General features: G+C 70.3%; 16 protein-coding genes. 12 read left to right on the top strand and 4 right to left on the bottom strand.

Annotated elements, in window-relative coordinates:
• From RB614_RS23095 to RB614_RS23085, 3 genes are read left to right on the top strand one after another with little or no spacing between them, the layout of a single operon-like run.
• Positions 1–738 carry an SDR family NAD(P)-dependent oxidoreductase gene (locus RB614_RS23095; RefSeq protein ID WP_308714686.1) on the top strand — a complete coding sequence of 246 codons (738 nt, stop codon included), beginning with the start codon at positions 1–3 and terminating at the stop codon, positions 736–738.
• 1 nt (position 739) lies between these two features.
• Positions 740–1069, top strand: coding sequence for an antibiotic biosynthesis monooxygenase family protein (locus RB614_RS23090; RefSeq protein WP_308714685.1), 330 nt, complete (start codon positions 740–742; stop codon positions 1067–1069).
• Positions 1069–1410: a DUF6059 family protein gene (locus RB614_RS23085; protein WP_308714684.1), complete on the top strand. Its 342-nt coding sequence runs from the start codon at positions 1069–1071 to the stop codon at positions 1408–1410. The genes RB614_RS23090 and RB614_RS23085 overlap by 1 nt, the downstream gene beginning before the upstream one ends.
• Positions 1411–1479: 69 nt before the next feature.
• Here the strand turns inward: RB614_RS23085 and RB614_RS23080 are convergent, their stop codons facing one another.
• From RB614_RS23080 to RB614_RS23065, 4 genes are all read right to left on the bottom strand, one after another.
• Complete coding sequence (locus RB614_RS23080; RefSeq protein ID WP_308714683.1) at positions 1480–2274, bottom strand: AfsR/SARP family transcriptional regulator; 795 nt, start codon at positions 2272–2274, stop codon at positions 1480–1482.
• Between the two features lie 109 nt (positions 2275–2383).
• Complete coding sequence (locus tag RB614_RS23075) at positions 2384–3436, bottom strand: methyltransferase (RefSeq protein WP_308714682.1); 1053 nt, start codon at positions 3434–3436, stop codon at positions 2384–2386.
• 256 nt (positions 3437–3692) lie between these two features.
• The gene (locus RB614_RS23070) at positions 3693–4688 is read right to left on the bottom strand and encodes a Gfo/Idh/MocA family protein (protein ID WP_308714681.1); all 996 of its coding nucleotides are present in this window, start codon (positions 4686–4688) and stop codon (positions 3693–3695) included.
• Between the two features lie 132 nt (positions 4689–4820).
• Entirely contained in the window at positions 4821–5750 is a 930-nt protein-coding gene (locus RB614_RS23065; protein WP_308714680.1) for a transcriptional regulator, read from the bottom strand.
• Between the two features lie 912 nt (positions 5751–6662).
• On the opposite strand from RB614_RS23065, the gene RB614_RS23060 reads away from it, so the two are divergent.
• The 9 genes from RB614_RS23060 to RB614_RS23020 all read left to right on the top strand — a co-directional run bounded on the left by RB614_RS23060 (position 6663) and on the right by RB614_RS23020 (position 17265).
• Positions 6663–8042 (top strand): LLM class flavin-dependent oxidoreductase, encoded by a 1380-nt coding sequence (locus tag RB614_RS23060; RefSeq protein WP_308714679.1) that lies wholly within the window; start codon positions 6663–6665, stop codon positions 8040–8042.
• Positions 8043–8060: 18 nt separating this feature from the next.
• Positions 8061–9656, top strand: a complete 1596-nt coding sequence (locus tag RB614_RS23055; protein WP_308714678.1) for an ABC transporter substrate-binding protein — start codon at positions 8061–8063, stop codon at positions 9654–9656.
• Between the two features lie 73 nt (positions 9657–9729).
• Positions 9730–10665: an ABC transporter permease gene (locus tag RB614_RS23050; RefSeq protein WP_308714677.1), complete on the top strand. Its 936-nt coding sequence runs from the start codon at positions 9730–9732 to the stop codon at positions 10663–10665.
• A gap of 9 nt (positions 10666–10674) precedes the next feature.
• Positions 10675–11544, top strand: coding sequence for an ABC transporter permease (locus RB614_RS23045; RefSeq protein WP_308714676.1), 870 nt, complete (start codon positions 10675–10677; stop codon positions 11542–11544).
• Between the two features lie 9 nt (positions 11545–11553).
• Complete coding sequence (locus RB614_RS23040) at positions 11554–13170, top strand: ATP-binding cassette domain-containing protein (protein ID WP_308714675.1); 1617 nt, start codon at positions 11554–11556, stop codon at positions 13168–13170.
• Positions 13171–13180: 10 nt separating this feature from the next.
• Positions 13181–13975, top strand: a complete 795-nt coding sequence (locus tag RB614_RS23035) for a sulfurtransferase (protein ID WP_308714674.1) — start codon at positions 13181–13183, stop codon at positions 13973–13975.
• Positions 13972–15306, top strand: coding sequence for an MFS transporter (locus RB614_RS23030; RefSeq protein WP_308714673.1), 1335 nt, complete (start codon positions 13972–13974; stop codon positions 15304–15306). The genes RB614_RS23035 and RB614_RS23030 overlap by 4 nt, the downstream gene beginning before the upstream one ends.
• Complete coding sequence (locus tag RB614_RS23025) at positions 15215–16258, top strand: aldo/keto reductase (protein ID WP_308714672.1); 1044 nt, start codon at positions 15215–15217, stop codon at positions 16256–16258. The genes RB614_RS23030 and RB614_RS23025 overlap by 92 nt, the downstream gene beginning before the upstream one ends.
• Positions 16255–17265, top strand: coding sequence for an aldo/keto reductase (locus RB614_RS23020; protein ID WP_308714671.1), 1011 nt, complete (start codon positions 16255–16257; stop codon positions 17263–17265). The genes RB614_RS23025 and RB614_RS23020 overlap by 4 nt, the downstream gene beginning before the upstream one ends.
• Positions 17266–17295: the final 30 nt, after the last annotated feature.

The raw sequence follows: 17295 nt of genomic DNA, 5'->3' as shown, positions 1-17295 counted from the left end.
ATGGATCTGGAAATCAAGGGACGTACCGCTGTCGTGACCGGCGGTACCCGGGGCATCGGCCGTGCCATCGTCCTGGCGCTGGCCCGCGCCGGGGTCAGCGTGGCGACCTGCTACCGCTCCGACGAGCAGGCGGCCCGGAGCTTGGACAAGGAACTGGCCGCGATCGACGACCGGCACCTGGTCATGCGCGCCGACGTCGGGCAGTCCACCGACGTGACCCGCTTCGTCGACCGCTGCCAGGAGCATCTGTCCACTGTCGACCTGGTCGTCAGCAACGCGGCGCTGATCAGCCACGTACCGTTCCGGGACCTCGACCTCGATGAGTGGCGGCGGATCGTGGACAGCAACCTCACCGGGCCGTTCCAGGTGGTCCGGCAGTCCCTGCCGTTGCTGACGGCGCGCGGGTCTATCGTGCTGATCGGGTCCCGGGCGGCTTCGGCCGGCGTGCCGCTGCGCACGCACTACACGGCGGCGAAAGCCGGCCTCGTCGGACTGACCCGGTCGCTGGCCAAGGAGCTCGGGCCGGACGGCATCCGGGTCAACGTCGTCGCCCCGGGGGTGATCGACACCGACGCCGCCGCGGGGCTGGACGACACCCAGCGTGCGCGGTACCGCGCTCTGACGGCGCTGCACCGCATCGGCGAGCCGGCGGAGGTCGCGGACGTGGTGCTGTTCCTGGCCAGCGACCTGTCCCGGTACGTCACCGGACAGACGATCAATGTGGACGGAGGTATCTGACGTGCGGGTCGTGGTGCTGACCTGGTATCGCGCCGGCGACACCGGCACCGAGGCGGTACGGGAGGCGTTCCTGGGCGTGAGCGAGCGGCTGCGCGGCCAGCCCGGTCTGCTCTCTGCCCGGCTGCTGCTCTCCCAGGACGAGCCGGACAGCCTCGTCATCGTCAGCGAATGGGCGGACATGGCGGCCTACAAGGCGTGGGAGACCGAGCCGGCCCACCGCGACATCACCGAGCCGCTGCGGCCGTACCAGGACCGTCAGCGCGCCCGGCCGTTCGAAACCTTCCGGGTCTCGGCCCGGTTCGCCTCGATGCCGGCACCCGCGGAGCGGTGATGGACGGCATGTGCGAGAGCTGCCCCCGGCGGCGGCGGTCGGTGCGCCACCGCCTGTGGGCGGCGGTGCGGTTCGCGGCCGAGTACCTGTACGACGGGCTGATCGTCGTCGGATACAGCATGGGGCCGGTGGCGCCGGTGCAGTGGACCCGCCGGGGGCAGTGGCGCCGCGGACCGCGGCGCCCCGCGAAGCAGGTGCCCGTTCGGGGCGGCTGCCCCTGCCAGCGCCCGCCGGCCGGCGACGCGGGCCCGATGCCGGCGCACCCGGAGCGCGTGACGCCCGGCGTCGCACCGTCGGCGGTGGAGCGCCGGCTGTGGAGCCAGCTCGACCCACCCCGCTGAGCTTCGCCGGTCGCGGGTACCGCGCCGTCGCGGACCCGGTCCGCTGTGGACGGATCCGCCAGCGGCGGGTCAAGCGCCGCGTAGGCCTTGGAGCTGAACCTGACCGGCGGTCTGCTCCTCCACACCGGACAGGATCTGCTGGTGCAGCTGCCGGATCTCCAGAGACGGCCCGAGGCCCAGCTCCTCCCGGAGGATCCGATGGAGTTTCTGGTACACGTTCAGCGCCTCGACCCGCCGGCCGGATCGGTGCAGGGCGAGCATGAGCTGGCCGTGAAACCACTCCTTGAACGGATGCATGGCGGCGAGGGTCTTCAGCTCACCGATCAGCTCGCGATGCCGCCCCATGCGCATCTCCAGTTCGATGCAGATCTCCCAGGCACGCAGGTACTGCTCCTCCAGATGCGAGACGTGTACCCGCAGCAGTGGGCCGAGGATCAGGTTGGACAGGGGCGCGCCGCGCCAGGTCCGCAAGGCTCGGCGCACCATCCGGGCCGCGCCGACCGGGTCCTCGGCGGCCACCGCGCGGGCGCCCTCGACGAGGTCCTCGAAGCGGCGCGCGTCGACGTCCGGGCGGCGGGCCCGGAGCACGTAGCCGGACGGGTGGGTGCTGAGGACGTCCATCCCGTCGCGCGGCGCGCCCATCTCCGCAAGGTACTTGCGGATCTGGTAGATGTACGTCTGGCACGTGGTGACGGCGCTCCGCGGCGGCCGGTCGACCCACAGCTCCTCGATGAGCGACTCGCGGGGCACGGGTTGATCGGCCAGCAGGAGCAGGGCGAGGACCTGGCAGACTTTCGGCGCCGTGGGGCTGCTGACCACCCCGTTGTGCACCACCTCGAACGTACCCAGAACATTGAAGTTCATCAGAAGCCTCCTCCTCCTTCGGTGAAACGTCCTGGCAAGCTCCTGCGACGGCTGAGGGCGACACACGCCTGGGCCTCCTCCCGTCGGTGTACCCGGGGGGTGGACGCGGTCAGGACCGGCCGGCGACCGGCACGACGCACTCGAAGAGGTGCAGCGTCGGCAGCGTTCCCGGGATGGCACGGCTGCTCAGCACGGTGAGGCCGACCTTCTCGAAGATGCCGACGAGATCCCGGGCACGGTGCTTCTTCCCACCCACGTTGAGCAGCAGGGTGAGATCCCACCCGACGGTTATCCTCATCTCGTCGGCGCCGGTGTCCAGAAGCGTGCTCACGACCGCGATCCGGGCACCGGGCCTAGCCGCGGCCGCGATGTTGCGCAATACCGCGACCGAGCTCTCGTCGGGGCCCTCGACGATGTTCTTGAGGATATAGAGGTCCGCGTTACCGGGCACCTCGCTCAAGAAGTCTCCGGCCACGATGTCGCACCGCTGGCTGAGCGGCTCCCGGCGCAGGGCCGGGTCGACGTTGGGCACCACGGTCTCGAGGTCGAGCAGCACGCCGTGCGCGCCCGGGTGCCGTTCCAGCAGCTTGCGCAGCAGGTGTCCCTGCCCGCCGCCGATGTCCGCCACGCGGCGCACGCCCCGCATGTCCAGGACCTCGACCACGGCCGACGACGAGCGCTCGCTCGACTGTGTCATGGCCCGCATGAAGTTGCGCTCCTCTTCGGGAGTGTCCTGCTTGAGGTAAGCGTAGAAGCCCTTGCCGAAGAGATCCTCCGTCACCGGACCGCCGCGCCGGACCGCCTCCGCGAGCAGCGGCCAGGCACGCCAGGTCCACTCGGCGCCGAGCCAGAGGACCATGTACCGGAGGCTGTCGGGCGCGTCCTCGCGAAGCGCCCGGGACGACTCGGTGTGCCGGTACCAACCCTCCTCGACCTCTTCGAAGATTCCCTGCTGGGTGAGGGCGCGCAGCAGGCGGTCGAGCGCGTCCGGATCGGTGCGGGTACGGCCGGCGAGGTCCGACACGTGCGCCGGTTCGTCGTCCAGCGCATCGGCCACACCCAGCCTTGTCGCGGCCAGCAGGGTGCCCGCGGCGGCGGCACCAAACGCGACGTCGAGTATGGACCGTGCGGTATCGCGCGCGTCAGTACTTCCCGGTGGCATGGTCAGCCCCTCTCCCATTGTCGTGATCTCGTGATGAGGCTCGTCAGAAGTACTCGAAGCGCTATCCACCAACACTCAAGCCATCCTGCCGGCCACCGGCTTCACCCCGGTGTCACCGGCCTCGGCCGCGACCGTTTCACCTGCCCCATATCCGGCTCGGGCACGGCAGGGCCGGAGGTCGCGCGGCGTCGGGACCGCCCAACGGCCACTGTGGACGGTGCTGGTCGTCGCGACGGAGCGGGACGGCGAGCGGCGCTCAGACCGGTACGATCTCGGCCCGCGCGCGCACTTCGTCGATCAACCGCGCCTGGGTGACGGCGGCGTCGACGGGACCGCCCCGGGCGGCACCGTCCAGGACCGCGGCACGGAACGCACGGATGGTGTTGGCGACCTGGTCGTCGGGGGCGAGGGTCACTTCCTCGATACGCCCGCCACGATCGATCCGGACCACCGGCCGGTGATCGGCGGGCGGCGAGAACGCCCGGTCCAGCGTGAGCCGGCCGGCGCTGCCCACCAACCGGTACTCGGTCCGGTAGGTGTGCTCCATCCCGAACTCGAGCCGCGCGGCGACCCCGGTCGGCGTCCGGAGCAGCACGCTCCCGGAGAGCACGACCCGACGCGCTCTGTCCAGGCGCAGGACCGCGCCCACGACGCTCAGCGGATCCCGCAGCAGCAGCATCGCGGCGCGGATGGGATACACGGCGATGTCGTACAGGGCGCCGCCTCCCAGCCGCGCCTCGTAGCGGATGTCGTCGGACGGTCGCGGCGGGATCGCGAACGTGCTGGAGAAGGAGCGCACCTGCCCGATCGCCCCACCGTCCACCAGCGTCCGCACCACGGAGTGCTGCGCGTGGTGCACGAACATCACGTTCTCCCGCAGGACCAGACCCAGCGCCGCGGCCGACTCGTACAGCGCGGCGGTGTGCCGCGCGCGCATGGTCAACGGCTTCTCGACCAGCACGTGCCTGCCGGCGGCGAGCGCACGGGCGGTCCACAGCCGGTGCAGCGAAGGCGGCAACGGCAGGTAGACGGCGTCGATGTCCGGCCGTTCCAGGAGCGCGTCGTACCCGACGACCGCCTCGGCACCGAACCGCTCGGCGAACCTGGTCGCCTTGGCCGGGTCACGGCTGGCCACAGCGACGAGGCGCACGCTGTCGTCGGCGCGCATGGCCGGCAGCACCCGGCGCCACGCGATGTCGGCACACCCCAGGAGGCCGAACCGGAGCGGCTCCGGCGAGGACGGCGGCCTCACGCGCCCCGCCTCTTTCGGCCGGCCGCCGCCTTGCGCGATGGGAGCCCGGCCGCCGCCTTGCACGGTGGGAGCCCGGCCGCCGGCGGGACGGTGTGCAACCGGCGAAAGTCAGCGGTTGCACACCGTACGTGGTCAGGCCGCGCTGGACCGGGCATGCGACGGCCGGCTTCCGACCGGCTCCGCCTCGCCGGTCCGGCGCTCCATCTCGCGGGCGATCTCCAGCCACGACTCGGCGTATCCGCGGGCGATCTTCCCGACCAACACCGCACAGTGCGGCGGGACGCCCTCGATCGCCTCCGGCCGCCGGGTGGCGTCCATCGCCCACGCCAGCCAGCGCAGCAGCGTCCGGCCCGAGTCGCTGTATCGCAGGGACGGATCGCGACGCAGCCCGTCGAGGATCGACTCGACGTCCGCCAGCTCCGGAGCCAGCGCGTCGCCGTCCGCGTCGAGGTGCGCGAACTCGCTGGCGCCTCCGCGCTGCCGGCCGGGCACCGGGTCCTCCCCGGCGAGGACCCGTGCGCGCACGTCGCGCACCGTGCCTACCGATATCCCGGCCGCCCGAGCGATCTCCCGTAGCGAGAGATCGGGCCGGTCCGCGATGGCGCGTCCGGCGATGCGCCGCCCCTCCGCCGTGCTCAGCGGCCGTGCCCGGCCGTCGCGCCCGACCCGGACCGGCGCGCCCTGCCCGCCGGCGCGACCGCGGATCGCCGCTATGGTCTTGGCGGCCAGACCGGTGGTCGCCGCGACGAACCGGTCGGAGAGCTTGGGATCGGCCCGGACGATCCGCGCCGCGGCGACCTGCCGGTCGTGCAGTGTCAACGGCAGCCCGTGCGCCACGTTGGCCCGGACGGCGAGCAGGAAGGCCGCCTGCCGGGTACCGGCGAAGAACCTGACCTCGATGTGCTCGCGCCGGCGCAGGCGGGCCGCGAGCAGGCGATGCATGCCGTCGATGACGGACATCGTCTGGCGGTGCACCGAGATGGGCGGCAGACACTCCACGACCTCGGACAGGGCACGCACGTGACCGTGGTCGACGCCGCCCAACCTGGGGGTGTCCGCCAACCGGAGCTCCCCGACCGGCACCCTCACGACGCCTTCGTCGTACCCGTACCCCGTACCTGAATAGGGCCCTCCCTGAGGGCTTCCTGACACGACGTCGGAACCCATGGCTCTCCTTCTCCGCAGGAAACAGGATCGCCCCGCACCGGGCAGGAAGATTCGCCCCGAGCCAGCGGACGACGCGACCCGTGCGACCGCCTACCTCACAAGGTGCCGCGGAGCGATGACCAGTGGATCAGGCGCCATGAGAAGGCTGACAACGCCCCTCTATGGACCAAGAAGGGATGCTCAAGAAAGCGCCCGAAGCGCTCTTGGAATTTCAGCCTCATGAACAACGCATCCAACGTAAGTCTCCCCCGCCGAGACCTAGAGGCACTTCAATTACCTGACGCGAGACTACCAGCGGCCATCGAAGCCGGGCAAGCCTGGCCGAGTAGATCTGTGTCCACATTGGCCACTTCGCCAACGGTCAACTTGCCATTGTTACTCGAAGACCCAAGATGTTGGAACCATTTTTCTGTTTACCGCACCGGGGCTTTTCCATCGGATTCGCGACACCGCCTGATCGGTACGTCTGACCTACCGCTGCCGGGCCAGCACCTTGTCCTCGGGCTCGAGCGGGGAGTCGCCCGTCGGGATCTCAGGATCACCCGACTTCTCCTATGTGTCAACTAGGGCTTTGTCGCCCGGAGCCCGCCGCCGACAAGGGTATTGGTCGGGTCGGTGACCCAGGTCACAGATCAAAAACCCTGCAAAGCCTATAGGCTCAGTAGGAAATTCGGCGGTGACCGTGGGCGGGTTGACCGGCCGCGTCCGTCGCCTCGGTCCGGGTCGCGCCGCCGGTCCGTCGGGTCCGCGGGAAGGCAGACCCGTGCCCGCCGCAGGCGATCAGCAACCATATGAGGAGCACCAGAGGTGGCGAAGAAGCAACTCAAAATCGGTTTGGCGGCCTACGGTTCTGGCTGGGACAACGACGCGTGGCGCCTGCCGGAGTCCGCGAACATCGGCTTGAAGGATCCGAGCGTGATCCTCGACATCGCCCGCATCGCCGAGCGCGGCAAGCTCGACTACGTCTTCGCCGGCAGCTCGCTGGCGACCGAGCCGGACCGGTGGGGTCGCATCTTCCGATGGGACAACACCGCCTTCGGTGGCTTCGCCGCCGCTCAGACGAAGAACATCGGCTTCCTGCTGACCTACAACACCTCCTTCGAGCACCCGTTCTTCGTGGCCCGCCAGCTCGCCACCCTGGACAACTTCAGCGGTGGCCGGGTCGCGTTCAACGCGGTCACCGGCATCGACCGGGAAGGCGGCCCGACCGGCAACTTCGCGAACTGGCCACTGCCCGACCAGGACACCAAGTACTCGCGGGTGGCCGAGTTCACCGAGGTGCTCAACCAGCTGCTCTACAGCTGGGACGAAGACTTCCTGCTCGACGACAAGGACAAGGGGCAGCTCGTGCGGCCCGGGTCCTGGCACCCGCTCGACTACAGCGGCGAGCACTTCGTCGTCAAGGGCCCGCTCAACGTCGTACGCCCGATCCAGAAGGCCATCCCCAACGTCCACGTCGGCGCCTCCCAGCGGTCGGTCGACTACGGCGTGCGGTACGCGCACGCGCGGTTCGCGCCCTATCTGGGCCACGAGGCCGGCAAGCAGGAGTACGCCCGCCAGAAGGCACTCATCGCCGCCGGTGGGCGTGACCCTGACAAGTTCAAGATCCTGCCGGGCGTGACGTTCTACATCGGCGCGACCGTCCGGGAAGCCCGGGAGAAGTTCCGCCAGGTCCAGGAGTTCACCCTCGGCAAGGAGATTCCCGAGGCGATCGGCCGCGCGGTCGGCGTCGAGCTTGCCGGCGTCAAGCCGACCGAGCGCTTCTTCAGCGTCGTGGACATCGAGAAGATCGGCCCGGACACCCTGAAGGCGCTCATCCCCGAGGCGGTGCAGCGGCGGCAGGCGGCCGGCGCCGCGCGCGCCAGCACCGACGACCGGGAATGGCTGCGCAGGACGGTGGTCGACCAGCTGGGCGAGGACGTCACGCTGGCCGACGTCTACCAGTTCGTCGTCAAGCGCCGCTTCGGCCAGGGCATCCTCGTCGGCGACGCCAAACGCTTCGCCGACTTCCTGGAGGCCGGGCTGGAGGACGAGGTCTTCGACGGCGTGCAGCTGTTCCCGCCGTACCACCGCGGCCCCGCGGACCTGTTCGTCGACCTCGTCGTGCCCGAGCTGCAGCGGCGCGGCATCTTCCGGACCGAGTACGAGGGCAAGACCCTCGAGCAGAACCTCGGCACCGCCGAATAAGAAAGTGAAGGAACAATCGTGACTACCACGCGGATCCGGCTTGCGGCGCTTTCGGTCGCGGCGGTCGTCGCCGGCGGTCTCGCCGGCTGCGGTTCCAGCGGCGGCGAGGCCGCGGAGAAGAAGGGCAAGGAGGGCGGCACGGCGGTCATCGCGCTCACCTCGGACCAGCAGGGCGTCGATGCCGCGAGCCTCAACGACGTACGCGAGAACGTGACCAGACAGCTGACCGACTCACTCGTCTACCGCAATCCCGAGACGGAAGAGTACGAGCCCTGGCTCGCTACGAAGTGGACGGTCTCGGACGACGCGTCCCAGTACACGTTCACCCTCCGCGACGACGTCAGCTTCAACGACGGCACCAAGCTGACCGCGGAGGTCGTCAAGGCCAACATCGAGGCGTTGCAGCAGAAGGGTGTGCACTCCACACCGGCCGGCCTGGTCCACGGCGTGAAGGTGGAGGTCGTCGACGAACACACCGCGAGGTTCGTCCTCCCCCGGGCCAACGCCGGCTTCCTGGCGAACATCTCCCGCGCGGACGTGGGCATAGTCTCCGCCGCCACCGCTGCCAAGCCGCTGGCCGAACGGCAGAAGAGCATCGACGGCAGCGGACCGTTCAAGCTCGTCTCCTGGGACGCCAACCGCGCGGTCGTGCTCAAGCGCCGCGACGACTACAAGTGGGCGCCGGCGAGCATCGCGCACGACGGACCGGCCTACATCGAAGAGCTGCGCTACGAGGTGATCCCCGAGGACCAGGTGATCTACGAGAGCCTGAAGGCCGGCAAGGTGGACTTCTTCGAGGCCGTAAACCCGTTGCAGGTCAACACGCTCAAGGCGGCCGGGGTACAGATCTCGGACGTGATCGGTTCTCCCGGCCTGGCCCAGGAGCAGCCACTCAACGTCTCCAACCCGATCCTGCGCGACAAGCGGGTCCGGCAAGCGCTTCAGTACGCGATCGACCGCGACGCCATCAACAAGGCGACCTGGTTGGGCACCAACCAGCCGGCGGCGAACATCTTCGCCCGCACCAACCCGTTCTGGACCGACCTCGGCCAGTACCTCGTGCACGATCCAGCCAAGTCGGTGCGGCTGCTGGAGGAGGCCGGCTGGGCACAGGTCGGCAGCGACGGCATCCGGGTCAAGGACGGCAAGCGCCTGTCGCTGCGGGCCGCGCAGAACAGCGCGACCGTGCAGATCGAGCAGGAGGCGTGGAAGAAGATCGGCGTCGAGCTGGTCATCGACCCACCGCTGCGGGCCGAGGCGAACAAGCGGATCCTGACCGGCGAGTACGACGTCACGTACTGGGAGCAGACCTACCCCGACGCGGACATCCTGCGCGCCAACTACGGCCGGACCTCCGGCTCCAACAGGTCCATTTTGGACCCGTCGAACGCCGAGGACGCCGCGCTCGACGCGCTGCTGGAGAAGCAGGCGGTGACCTCGAACCCCGAGGAGCGCAAGCAGACCGTGAACGAGGCGGCGACGATCCTGGTACGGGACGCGTACACGCTGGCGGTCCTGGAACGCGGCAAGGTGTGGGCGCTGGGCAAGCGCCTGCACGACGTCACTCCCAACGGCGTCGACCAACTCTTCTACACCGCGTGGCTCTCGAGCTGACGGCGGTGCCCGACGATCGCGGCGGTGGATGCCGGGCGTCCACCGCCGCGATCCGACCACGGGCGGACGACACATGGGATACCTGAAGTACATCTCGCGACGGCTCGTCTACGGGATCCTGGTGCTGTTTCTCACCTTCACCGGGTCCTTCTTCCTGCTGTTCATCGTCCCGGGCGACGCGGCCGGCGCGCTGACCACCGGTGGCGAGGGGGCCAACCTGGCGGCCGCGCTCCAGGAGCAGCGCGAGGTGCTCGGGCTGGACCGGCCGATCCAGACGCAGTACTTCGACGCACTGTGGAGCGCCCTGCACGGCGACTTCGGCATCAGCTTCCGGGAGAAGGTGCCGGCCAGCACCGTCTACTTCGAGGCGTTCGGCGACACCCTGCGCCTGGCGTCGGTCGGCCTGCTGCTCGCGATCGTCGTCGGGCTGGCCGTCGGCCTGCTCACCCAGGTGGTCCACCTGGCCTGGCTGCGGGAGCTGCTGCTGGCCGTCCCGCCGCTGTTCGTGTCACTGCCGATCTTCCTGACCGCGCTTTTGCTGCTGCAGCTCTTCGCGTTCAAGCTGGGCCTCATCGAGCCGTTCGGCGACGAGTCACTCGCCGGGCTGGTCATCGCCTCGCTGTGCATCGCCTTCCCCGGCGGTGCGAACATCGCGCAGTTGCTGGCCGTCAACCTGGAGCGGACGATGCGGTCGCCGTACGTGGAGACGCTGTCCAACTGGGGGCTCACCCGCCGGGAGATCCTCTACCGGCACGGCCTCAAGAACGCCGTGCTGCCCGTCCTCACCTCGTTCGGGACCACCGTCGGCAACATCTTCGCCGGCACGGTCATCACCGAGACGGTGTTCTCCCGCAACGGTGTCGGCCGCATCATCGTCGACGCCGTCAACGCCAAGGACATCCCGGTCGTGCTGATCTCCGTGACGATCAGCGCGGCGATCTTCGTCGTTGTCAACCTGCTCGTCGATGCGCTCTACCCGATCATCGACAAGCGCATCCAGGTCGCATAGGTCGCCGCCATGACAATCACCAGCTTCCTGCCCAGAACAGCGTTCGCCGCTCGCGGCGGTGCCCGGCGGCGCCTGATGCGCCAGCCGACGTTCGCGCTCGCCGCGGCGTGGCTCGCCCTCGTACTCGTCGCGGCGGCCGCCCCGGGGCTGCTGACCCGGTACGACCCGTACGCCATCGACGAGGACCACGTCCTCGCGCCGATGTCGGCGGCCCACTGGTTCGGCACCGACCAGTTCGGCCGGGACACGTACGCCAGGGTGGTCTACGGCACCGTCGAGTCGCTGAAGGCCGCGGTCCTGGCGGTCCTGATCGGACTCGTGGTCGGCAGCCTCATCGGCCTGCTCTCGGGCTTCGTGGCCGGCAAGGTGGACACCGCGGTGATGCGCCTCGTCGACACCATGCTCGCCATCCCGGCCCTGATCCTCTCCCTGGCCATCCTCACCACCCTCGGCCCGGGGACCATCAGCATCGGCATCGCCATCGGCGTCAACAGCATCGCCAGCATCGCCCGGCTGATGCGCTCGGAGGTGCTGTCCGTCAAGGAACGCGCCTACGTCGAGGCGTCCCGGTTCTTCGGACACGGCATGTGGTACCGGCTCGGCCGGCACGTCATCCCGAACGCCTCCGGATCGGTGCTCACCGCCGCGATCCTCGACATCGGCACCGCCATCCTCGGCGTCGCCTCGCTCAGCTTCCTCGGCCTGGGCGCCCCACCGCCGACGCCGGAGTGGGGTTCGCTCGTCGCGGAAGGGCGTGGGTTCTTCCCCACCCAGTGGTGGATGAGCATCCTGCCCGGAGCGGTCATCGCCGTCAGCGTGCTCTCCGTCTACAAGGTCGCCCGGGTTCTGCGGAACTCCCGGTCGGCCAACATCGCGTGAGGAACGCCCGTGACAGCGCTTGAGATCCAGAACCTCGACGTCTCCTTCCGGCTCCCGGACCGCGAGGCACCGATCGACGTGCTCAAGGGCGTGTCGCTGCGGGTAGAGGAGGGCGAGATCGTCGCCGTCGTCGGCGAGTCCGGCTCCGGCAAGACGACCCTGATCCGGGCGGTAACCGGCTCGCTGGCCGACAACGCGACCTTCTCGGCCGACGTGTTCGCGCTGGGCGACCTCGACCTGCGTTCGCTGTCCCGCGCCGCGTACGCACGCGTGCGCGGCGCGCGGATCGGTTTCGTGCCCCAGGACCCGCTGCAAGGGCTCAACCCGGTCGTACCGGTCGGGCGGCTGGCCGAGGAACCGCTACGCAAGCAGGGAGTCGGCCGCGCGCAGCGCCGGCGGCAGGTGCTCGAGCTCTTCGAGCGGGTCGGCCTCGACGATCCGGAACGGGTACACCGCAGCTTCGCCCACGAGCTGTCCGGCGGCATGTGCCAGCGGGTCCTGATCGCCGCCGCGATCTCCACCCGGCCCCGGCTGCTCATCGCCGACGAGCCCACCAGCGCCCTGGACGTGACGATCCAGAAGCGGATCCTCGACCTGCTGGTCGAGTTGCGCGGCGAGATCCGGTGCAGCATCGTGCTGGTCACCCACGACCTGGGCGTCGCCGAGGAGCGTGCGGACAAGCTACACGTCATCAGTCGGGGCAGCGTCGTCGAGAGCGGCTCACCGGCGCAGATCCTCGCCTCGCCCACCAACGACTACACCAAGCTGCTGCTGAGCGCGTCGACGATCGGCACCGCGGTCCAGGTCGCGGAGCCGCCCGGCGACCAGGACACCAGCACGCCGGCCGCGGTGCACGTCCGCGCTGACGGGGTGTCCAAGCGCTTCGCCGCCGACGCCCAGGCCCTCTCGGACGTCTCCTTCGCGGTCCGGCGCGGCTCCACCCTCGGCATCGTCGGCGAGTCCGGCTCGGGCAAGACCACGCTGCTGCGTATCGTCGCCGGGCTCGTCGACGGCTACGACGGCACGGTGTCGGTCGACGCCGGCGGGCAGTTGGCCGACATCCGCGACAAGGCTTCCCACGGCTACCTGCGCCGCCGCACACAGTTGATCTATCAGGGCTCGTACGGCGCGCTCAACCCGAGGCTGTCGGTCGAGAAGGTCATCGAGGAGCCGCTGACCGGGTTCCGGCTCGGCGACCGCGGCTGGCGGCGCGACCGCATCACCGAGCTGCTCGACCTGGTGAAGCTGCCCCAGGAGACCCGGCACAAGTACTCCAGCGAGCTGTCCGGCGGGCAGCGTCAGCGGGTCGCGATCGCCCGGGCGCTGGCCGCCGAGCCGGAGCTGCTACTGGCAGACGAACCGGTGTCGGCGCTCGACGTCACCGTCCAGGCGCAGATCCTCGAGCTGTTCCGCGAGCTGCGGTCGCGGTTCAATCTCACACTGCTGTTCGTCTCCCATGACCTGGGTGTGATCTCCGAGGTCGCCGACGAAACCCTCGTGCTACTGCGCGGTGAGGTCGTGGACAGCGGCCCGACGGCCCGGGTCCTACGCGAGAGCGGCAGCCCGTACGTCCGGGAGCTGGTCGACGCCATCCCCGGCGGGCAGCTCGCCACCGTCTCGTCCTAGGAGGATCCCCGTGTCGACACCCCGTGACCGACTGCTGATCGACGCCGAGCGCCTGGCCGCGCTCCCCCGCGAGCGGCTGGTGGTCCTCGCCGCCGGACGCCGGGACGACTTCGCCGCCGCCGGGCAGCAGCAGGTGATCCCCGGCGCGCTTCCTGTCGTGCTGGAGGACGACCTGGCAGGCGACCCGGACGGGGTGCACGGGCGCCTGCCGCTGCCCACGCCGGCGGCACTCACCCAGCGGCTACGGCGGTGGGGTGTCCACGACGACAGCGTCGTGGTCGTCTACGCGGCCACCCCGAAGACCACCCCGTCGGTGGCCACCCGGGCCTGGTTCGTCCTGCGCTGGGCCGGGCTGCCGGACGTCCGGCTGCTCGACGGCGGGGTCGAGGCGTGGACGCGCGCCGGAAAGCCGCTCGCGGCACCGCTCCACGGCGCCGAGCCGGGCACCGCGACCGCCACCCCCGGTCACCTGCCGACCCTCGACGCCGACGAGGCGGCGCTCGCCGCCGGGAACGGCCGCCTCTACGACACGAGATCCGCCGGACAGTACGCCCTCGGTCACATCCCCGGTGCCGCCTCGCTGCCGGTCGGGCGGGTCTTCCAGGACGGCCGGCTGCTGCCGCCGGACGAGCTCGCCGCCATCGCCGCCGGCACCGACGCGCCCGCCGCGTACTGCGGTGGTGGGGTCGCGGCGACCGGCGTCGCGTTCGCGTTCGCCACGCTCGGCGTCACCGTGCCCGTATACGTCGCCTCCTGGAGCGGCTGGACCGCCGACACCGCTCGCCCCGTCGAGACCAAGGCGTGAGAGTCCTCGGGGCCACGTTCCAGTCGCTGACAAACCGCAACCTGCGGCTCTTCTTCGGCGGCCAGACCGTCTCCGTCATCGGCACCTGGCTGCAGAAGGCGGCACAGGCCTGGCTCGTGCTGGAGCTGACCGGCTCGGGCTCACTGCTCGGCGTCACCGCCGCACTCCAGCAGCTGCCCACCCTCCTCATCGGACTGTGGAGCGGCCTGCTCGCCGACCGGCTGGACAAGCGCCGCATCATCCTGGCCACCCAGTCGGCTGCGATACTCCCCGCGGCCGCCCTCGGCCTGCTGACGCTGACCGGCACCGTACAGCTGTGGATGATCCTCTGCCTGGCCCTCACCGTCGGCATCATCGAGGCCCTCGACAAACCGGCCCGCCACACCTTCGTCGTGGAGCTGGTCGCACCCGCCCAGCTGACCAACGCGGTCACCCTCAACAACACCGTCTTCAACATCGGCAAGGTCGCCGGCCCCGCCCTCGCCGGTGTGCTCATCGCCGGTGCCGGGATCCCGCTCACGTTCTTCCTCAACGCCGCTTCCTTCCTGGCCACCGTCATCGCCCTGCTGCTGATGCGCACCGACCTCATCCACCGCACGGAGCCCGCGCCGCGCCGGCCCGGCCAGATCCGCGAAGGCCTGCGGTACGTGCGCCGCACCCCCGCCCTGCTCGGCCCGCTGGTGCTGATGGCCGTCGCCGGCACGCTCGCCTACGAATGGCAGGTCACCCTCCCGCTGCTCGCGCACGACACCTTCGACGCCGACCCGAGGGTCTTCGGCCTGCTGTACTCCGCCATGGGAATGGGTGCGGTGGTCGGCGGCCTGGCACTGGCCGGGCTCCTGCGCGCCAACGCCGACGTCCTCGTCACCACCGGCCTCGTCTTCTCCGGCTTCCTGCTGCTGATCGCCCTGTCCCCCGTCCTCCCGCTGACCATCGCGCTGCTGTTCGCACTCGGCGCGGCCAGCATCGCTTTCCGGGCCGTCGCCAGCACCTACCTCCAGCTGACCGCCAACCCCGAGATGCGTGGCCGGGTGACCGCGCTGCTGCTGATCGCATTCACCGGCACCACACCACTCGGCGGCCCGCTCATCGGCTGGATCGGCGACCTGGCCGGGGCTCCCGCCGCGCTCGCCGTCGGCGGCGCCGGCACCGCGCTCGCCGCCGTCGCCACCTACGCCTACATCCGCCGCGACTCCGCCCGGCTACCCGTTGCCACTCCCACCTTGACCGGAGAACCCGATGACCCTCACGCCCAACCGGATCCTGGGCCGCACCGGCGTCCTGATCAGCCCGCTCACCCTCGGCGCGTTCAACTTCGGCCGCGGCCCTGACGACGCCGAGAGCATCCGCGTCGTCCACGCCGCGCTGGACGCCGGCCTCACCGCGATCGACACCGCGGACGTGTACGGCCAGGGCACGTCCGAGCGCGTGCTCGGCAAGGCGCTCAAGGGCCGGCGCGACGACGTCTTCCTGGCCACGAAGTTCAACGGCCAGATCGGCGACAACCCACAGCACGCCGGCGGCTCGCGGCGCTGGATCGTGCGTGCCGTCGAGGCGAGCCTGCGCCGGCTCGGCACCGACCACCTCGACCTCTACCAGGCACACCGGCCGGACCCGCGCACCGACCTGCTGGAGACGCTGCACACGCTCGACGGCCTGGTCCGCCAGGGAAAGATCCGCTACTACGGCACCTCGGTCTTCCCCGCCCATCAGATCGTCGAAGCGCGCTGGCTGGCCGACAAGCACGGGCTCATCGCCCCGCACACCGAACAGGTGCCGTACAACCCGCTGGTGCGCACCGTCGAGCGGGACGTCTTCCCCGTCGCCCGCCAGTACGGCATCGGCGTGTTCACCTACAGCCCGCTCGGCGCCGGCTGGCTCTCCGGCGGCTACCGGGTCGGCGGCGGTCAGCCGGCGTCGGCGCGGACCGACTTCGTACCCGGCCGGTTCGACATCACCCTCGAACGCAACCAGCGCAAGCTCGCCGCCGCCGACGCCCTCGCCCGGCTCGCCGAACAGAACGGCCTGACCCTCGTCGACCTCGCCGTGGCGTTCGCGCTCAACCACCCGGCGGTCAGCAGCGTCGTCATCGGCCCGCGCACCCCCGAGCATCTGGAGGCATACCTCAAGGCGGCCACCGTCGAACTGAGCGACCAGGTGCTGGACCGGATCGACGAGATCGTCGCCCCCGGCACCCACTTGCAAGAACGCGACACCGGCCGGCCCGCACCCGCCCTGCAGCCGACCGCGCTGCGCCGCAACCGTGAAAGGAACCCCGCATGAGCCACGTGCCCGCCGCGGACCGCTACGACAAGCTGGAGTACCGGCGCGCCGGCGACTCCGGGCTCGACCTGCCGCCGTTCTCCTTCGGGCTGTGGCAGAAGTTCGGCACCGACTACCCGTACGACACCCAGCGCGAGATCATCCTGCACGCCTTCGACCTGGGCATCACCCACTTCGACAACGCCGACCGATACGGCCCACCACACCGCGCCGCACAGCGAGTCTTCGGACGCGTCCTCGCGCAGGACCTGGCCGCCCACCGGGACGAGCTGATCCTCTCCACCAAGGCCGGCAACCCGATCGGCCCCAGCCCTTACCACAAAGGCAGCTCCCGCAAGTCGCTGCTCACCTCCCTCGACAACAGCCTGCGCGACCTCGGTACCGACCACGTCGACATCTTCTACAGCCACCGGTACGACCCGACCACGCCGTTGGAAGAGACGGCCGGCGCCCTGGCCAGCGCCGTCCAGCAAGGCAAGGCGCTCTACATCGGAATCTCCAACTACCCACCCGAACCGGCCGCCGAGATCGCCGGGCTGCTGCGCCGGGCCGGGGTGGCGCTGCTGGTGCACCAGCCCCGGTACTCCCTCTTCGACCGCCGCCCCGAACACGACGGCCTGCTCGACCTCGCCGCCCGGCACGGCTTCGGCCTGGTCGTCTACTCCCCGCTCGCCCAAGGGCTGCTCACCGACAAATACCTCAACGGCATCCCCACCGGCGCCCGCGCACAAAACAGCACCTTCCTCAAACCCGACGTCATCGACGACACATACCGACGGCGGGCCACCGCCCTCGACAAGATCGCCGCCGAACGCGGCCAATCACTGGCCCAACTCGCCCTACAGTGGGTACTGCGCCAGCCCCAGGTCACCTCCGCGCTGATCGGCGCCAGCTCGACCTGGCAGCTGGACCACAACGTCAAAGCGCTCGACTTCCCACCCTTCACCGCCGACGAACTGGCACGGATCGACGAACACGGGGTACACGGCACCGGCTTGCGCCGCTAGAGATCTTTCGGAGTCGGGGTGCGGCGCGGG

The organism is Phytohabitans maris (assembly GCF_031085175.1).
GTDB lineage: Bacteria > Actinomycetota > Actinomycetes > Mycobacteriales > Micromonosporaceae > Phytohabitans > Phytohabitans maris.
Note: the sequence above shows the minus strand (reverse complement) of the source record. Positions and strands in the feature narration are given on the sequence as shown.

Bases quoted from the DNA above. Each gene is read 5' to 3' on its own strand.
- RB614_RS23095 (WP_308714686.1), top strand. From the start codon at position 1: ATGGATCTGGAAATCAAGGGACGTACCGCTGTCGTGACCGGCGGTACC.
- RB614_RS23085 (WP_308714684.1), top strand. From the start codon at position 1,069: ATGGACGGCATGTGCGAGAGCTGCCCCCGGCGGCGGCGGTCGGTGCGC.
- RB614_RS23080 (WP_308714683.1), bottom strand. From the start codon at position 2,274: ATGAACTTCAATGTTCTGGGTACGTTCGAGGTGGTGCACAACGGGGTG.
- RB614_RS23075 (WP_308714682.1), bottom strand. From the start codon at position 3,436: ATGCCACCGGGAAGTACTGACGCGCGCGATACCGCACGGTCCATACTC.
- RB614_RS23050 (WP_308714677.1), top strand. From the start codon at position 9,730: ATGGGATACCTGAAGTACATCTCGCGACGGCTCGTCTACGGGATCCTG.
- RB614_RS23045 (WP_308714676.1), top strand. From the start codon at position 10,675: ATGACAATCACCAGCTTCCTGCCCAGAACAGCGTTCGCCGCTCGCGGC.
- RB614_RS23025 (WP_308714672.1), top strand. From the start codon at position 15,215: ATGACCCTCACGCCCAACCGGATCCTGGGCCGCACCGGCGTCCTGATC.
- RB614_RS23020 (WP_308714671.1), top strand. From the start codon at position 16,255: ATGAGCCACGTGCCCGCCGCGGACCGCTACGACAAGCTGGAGTACCGG.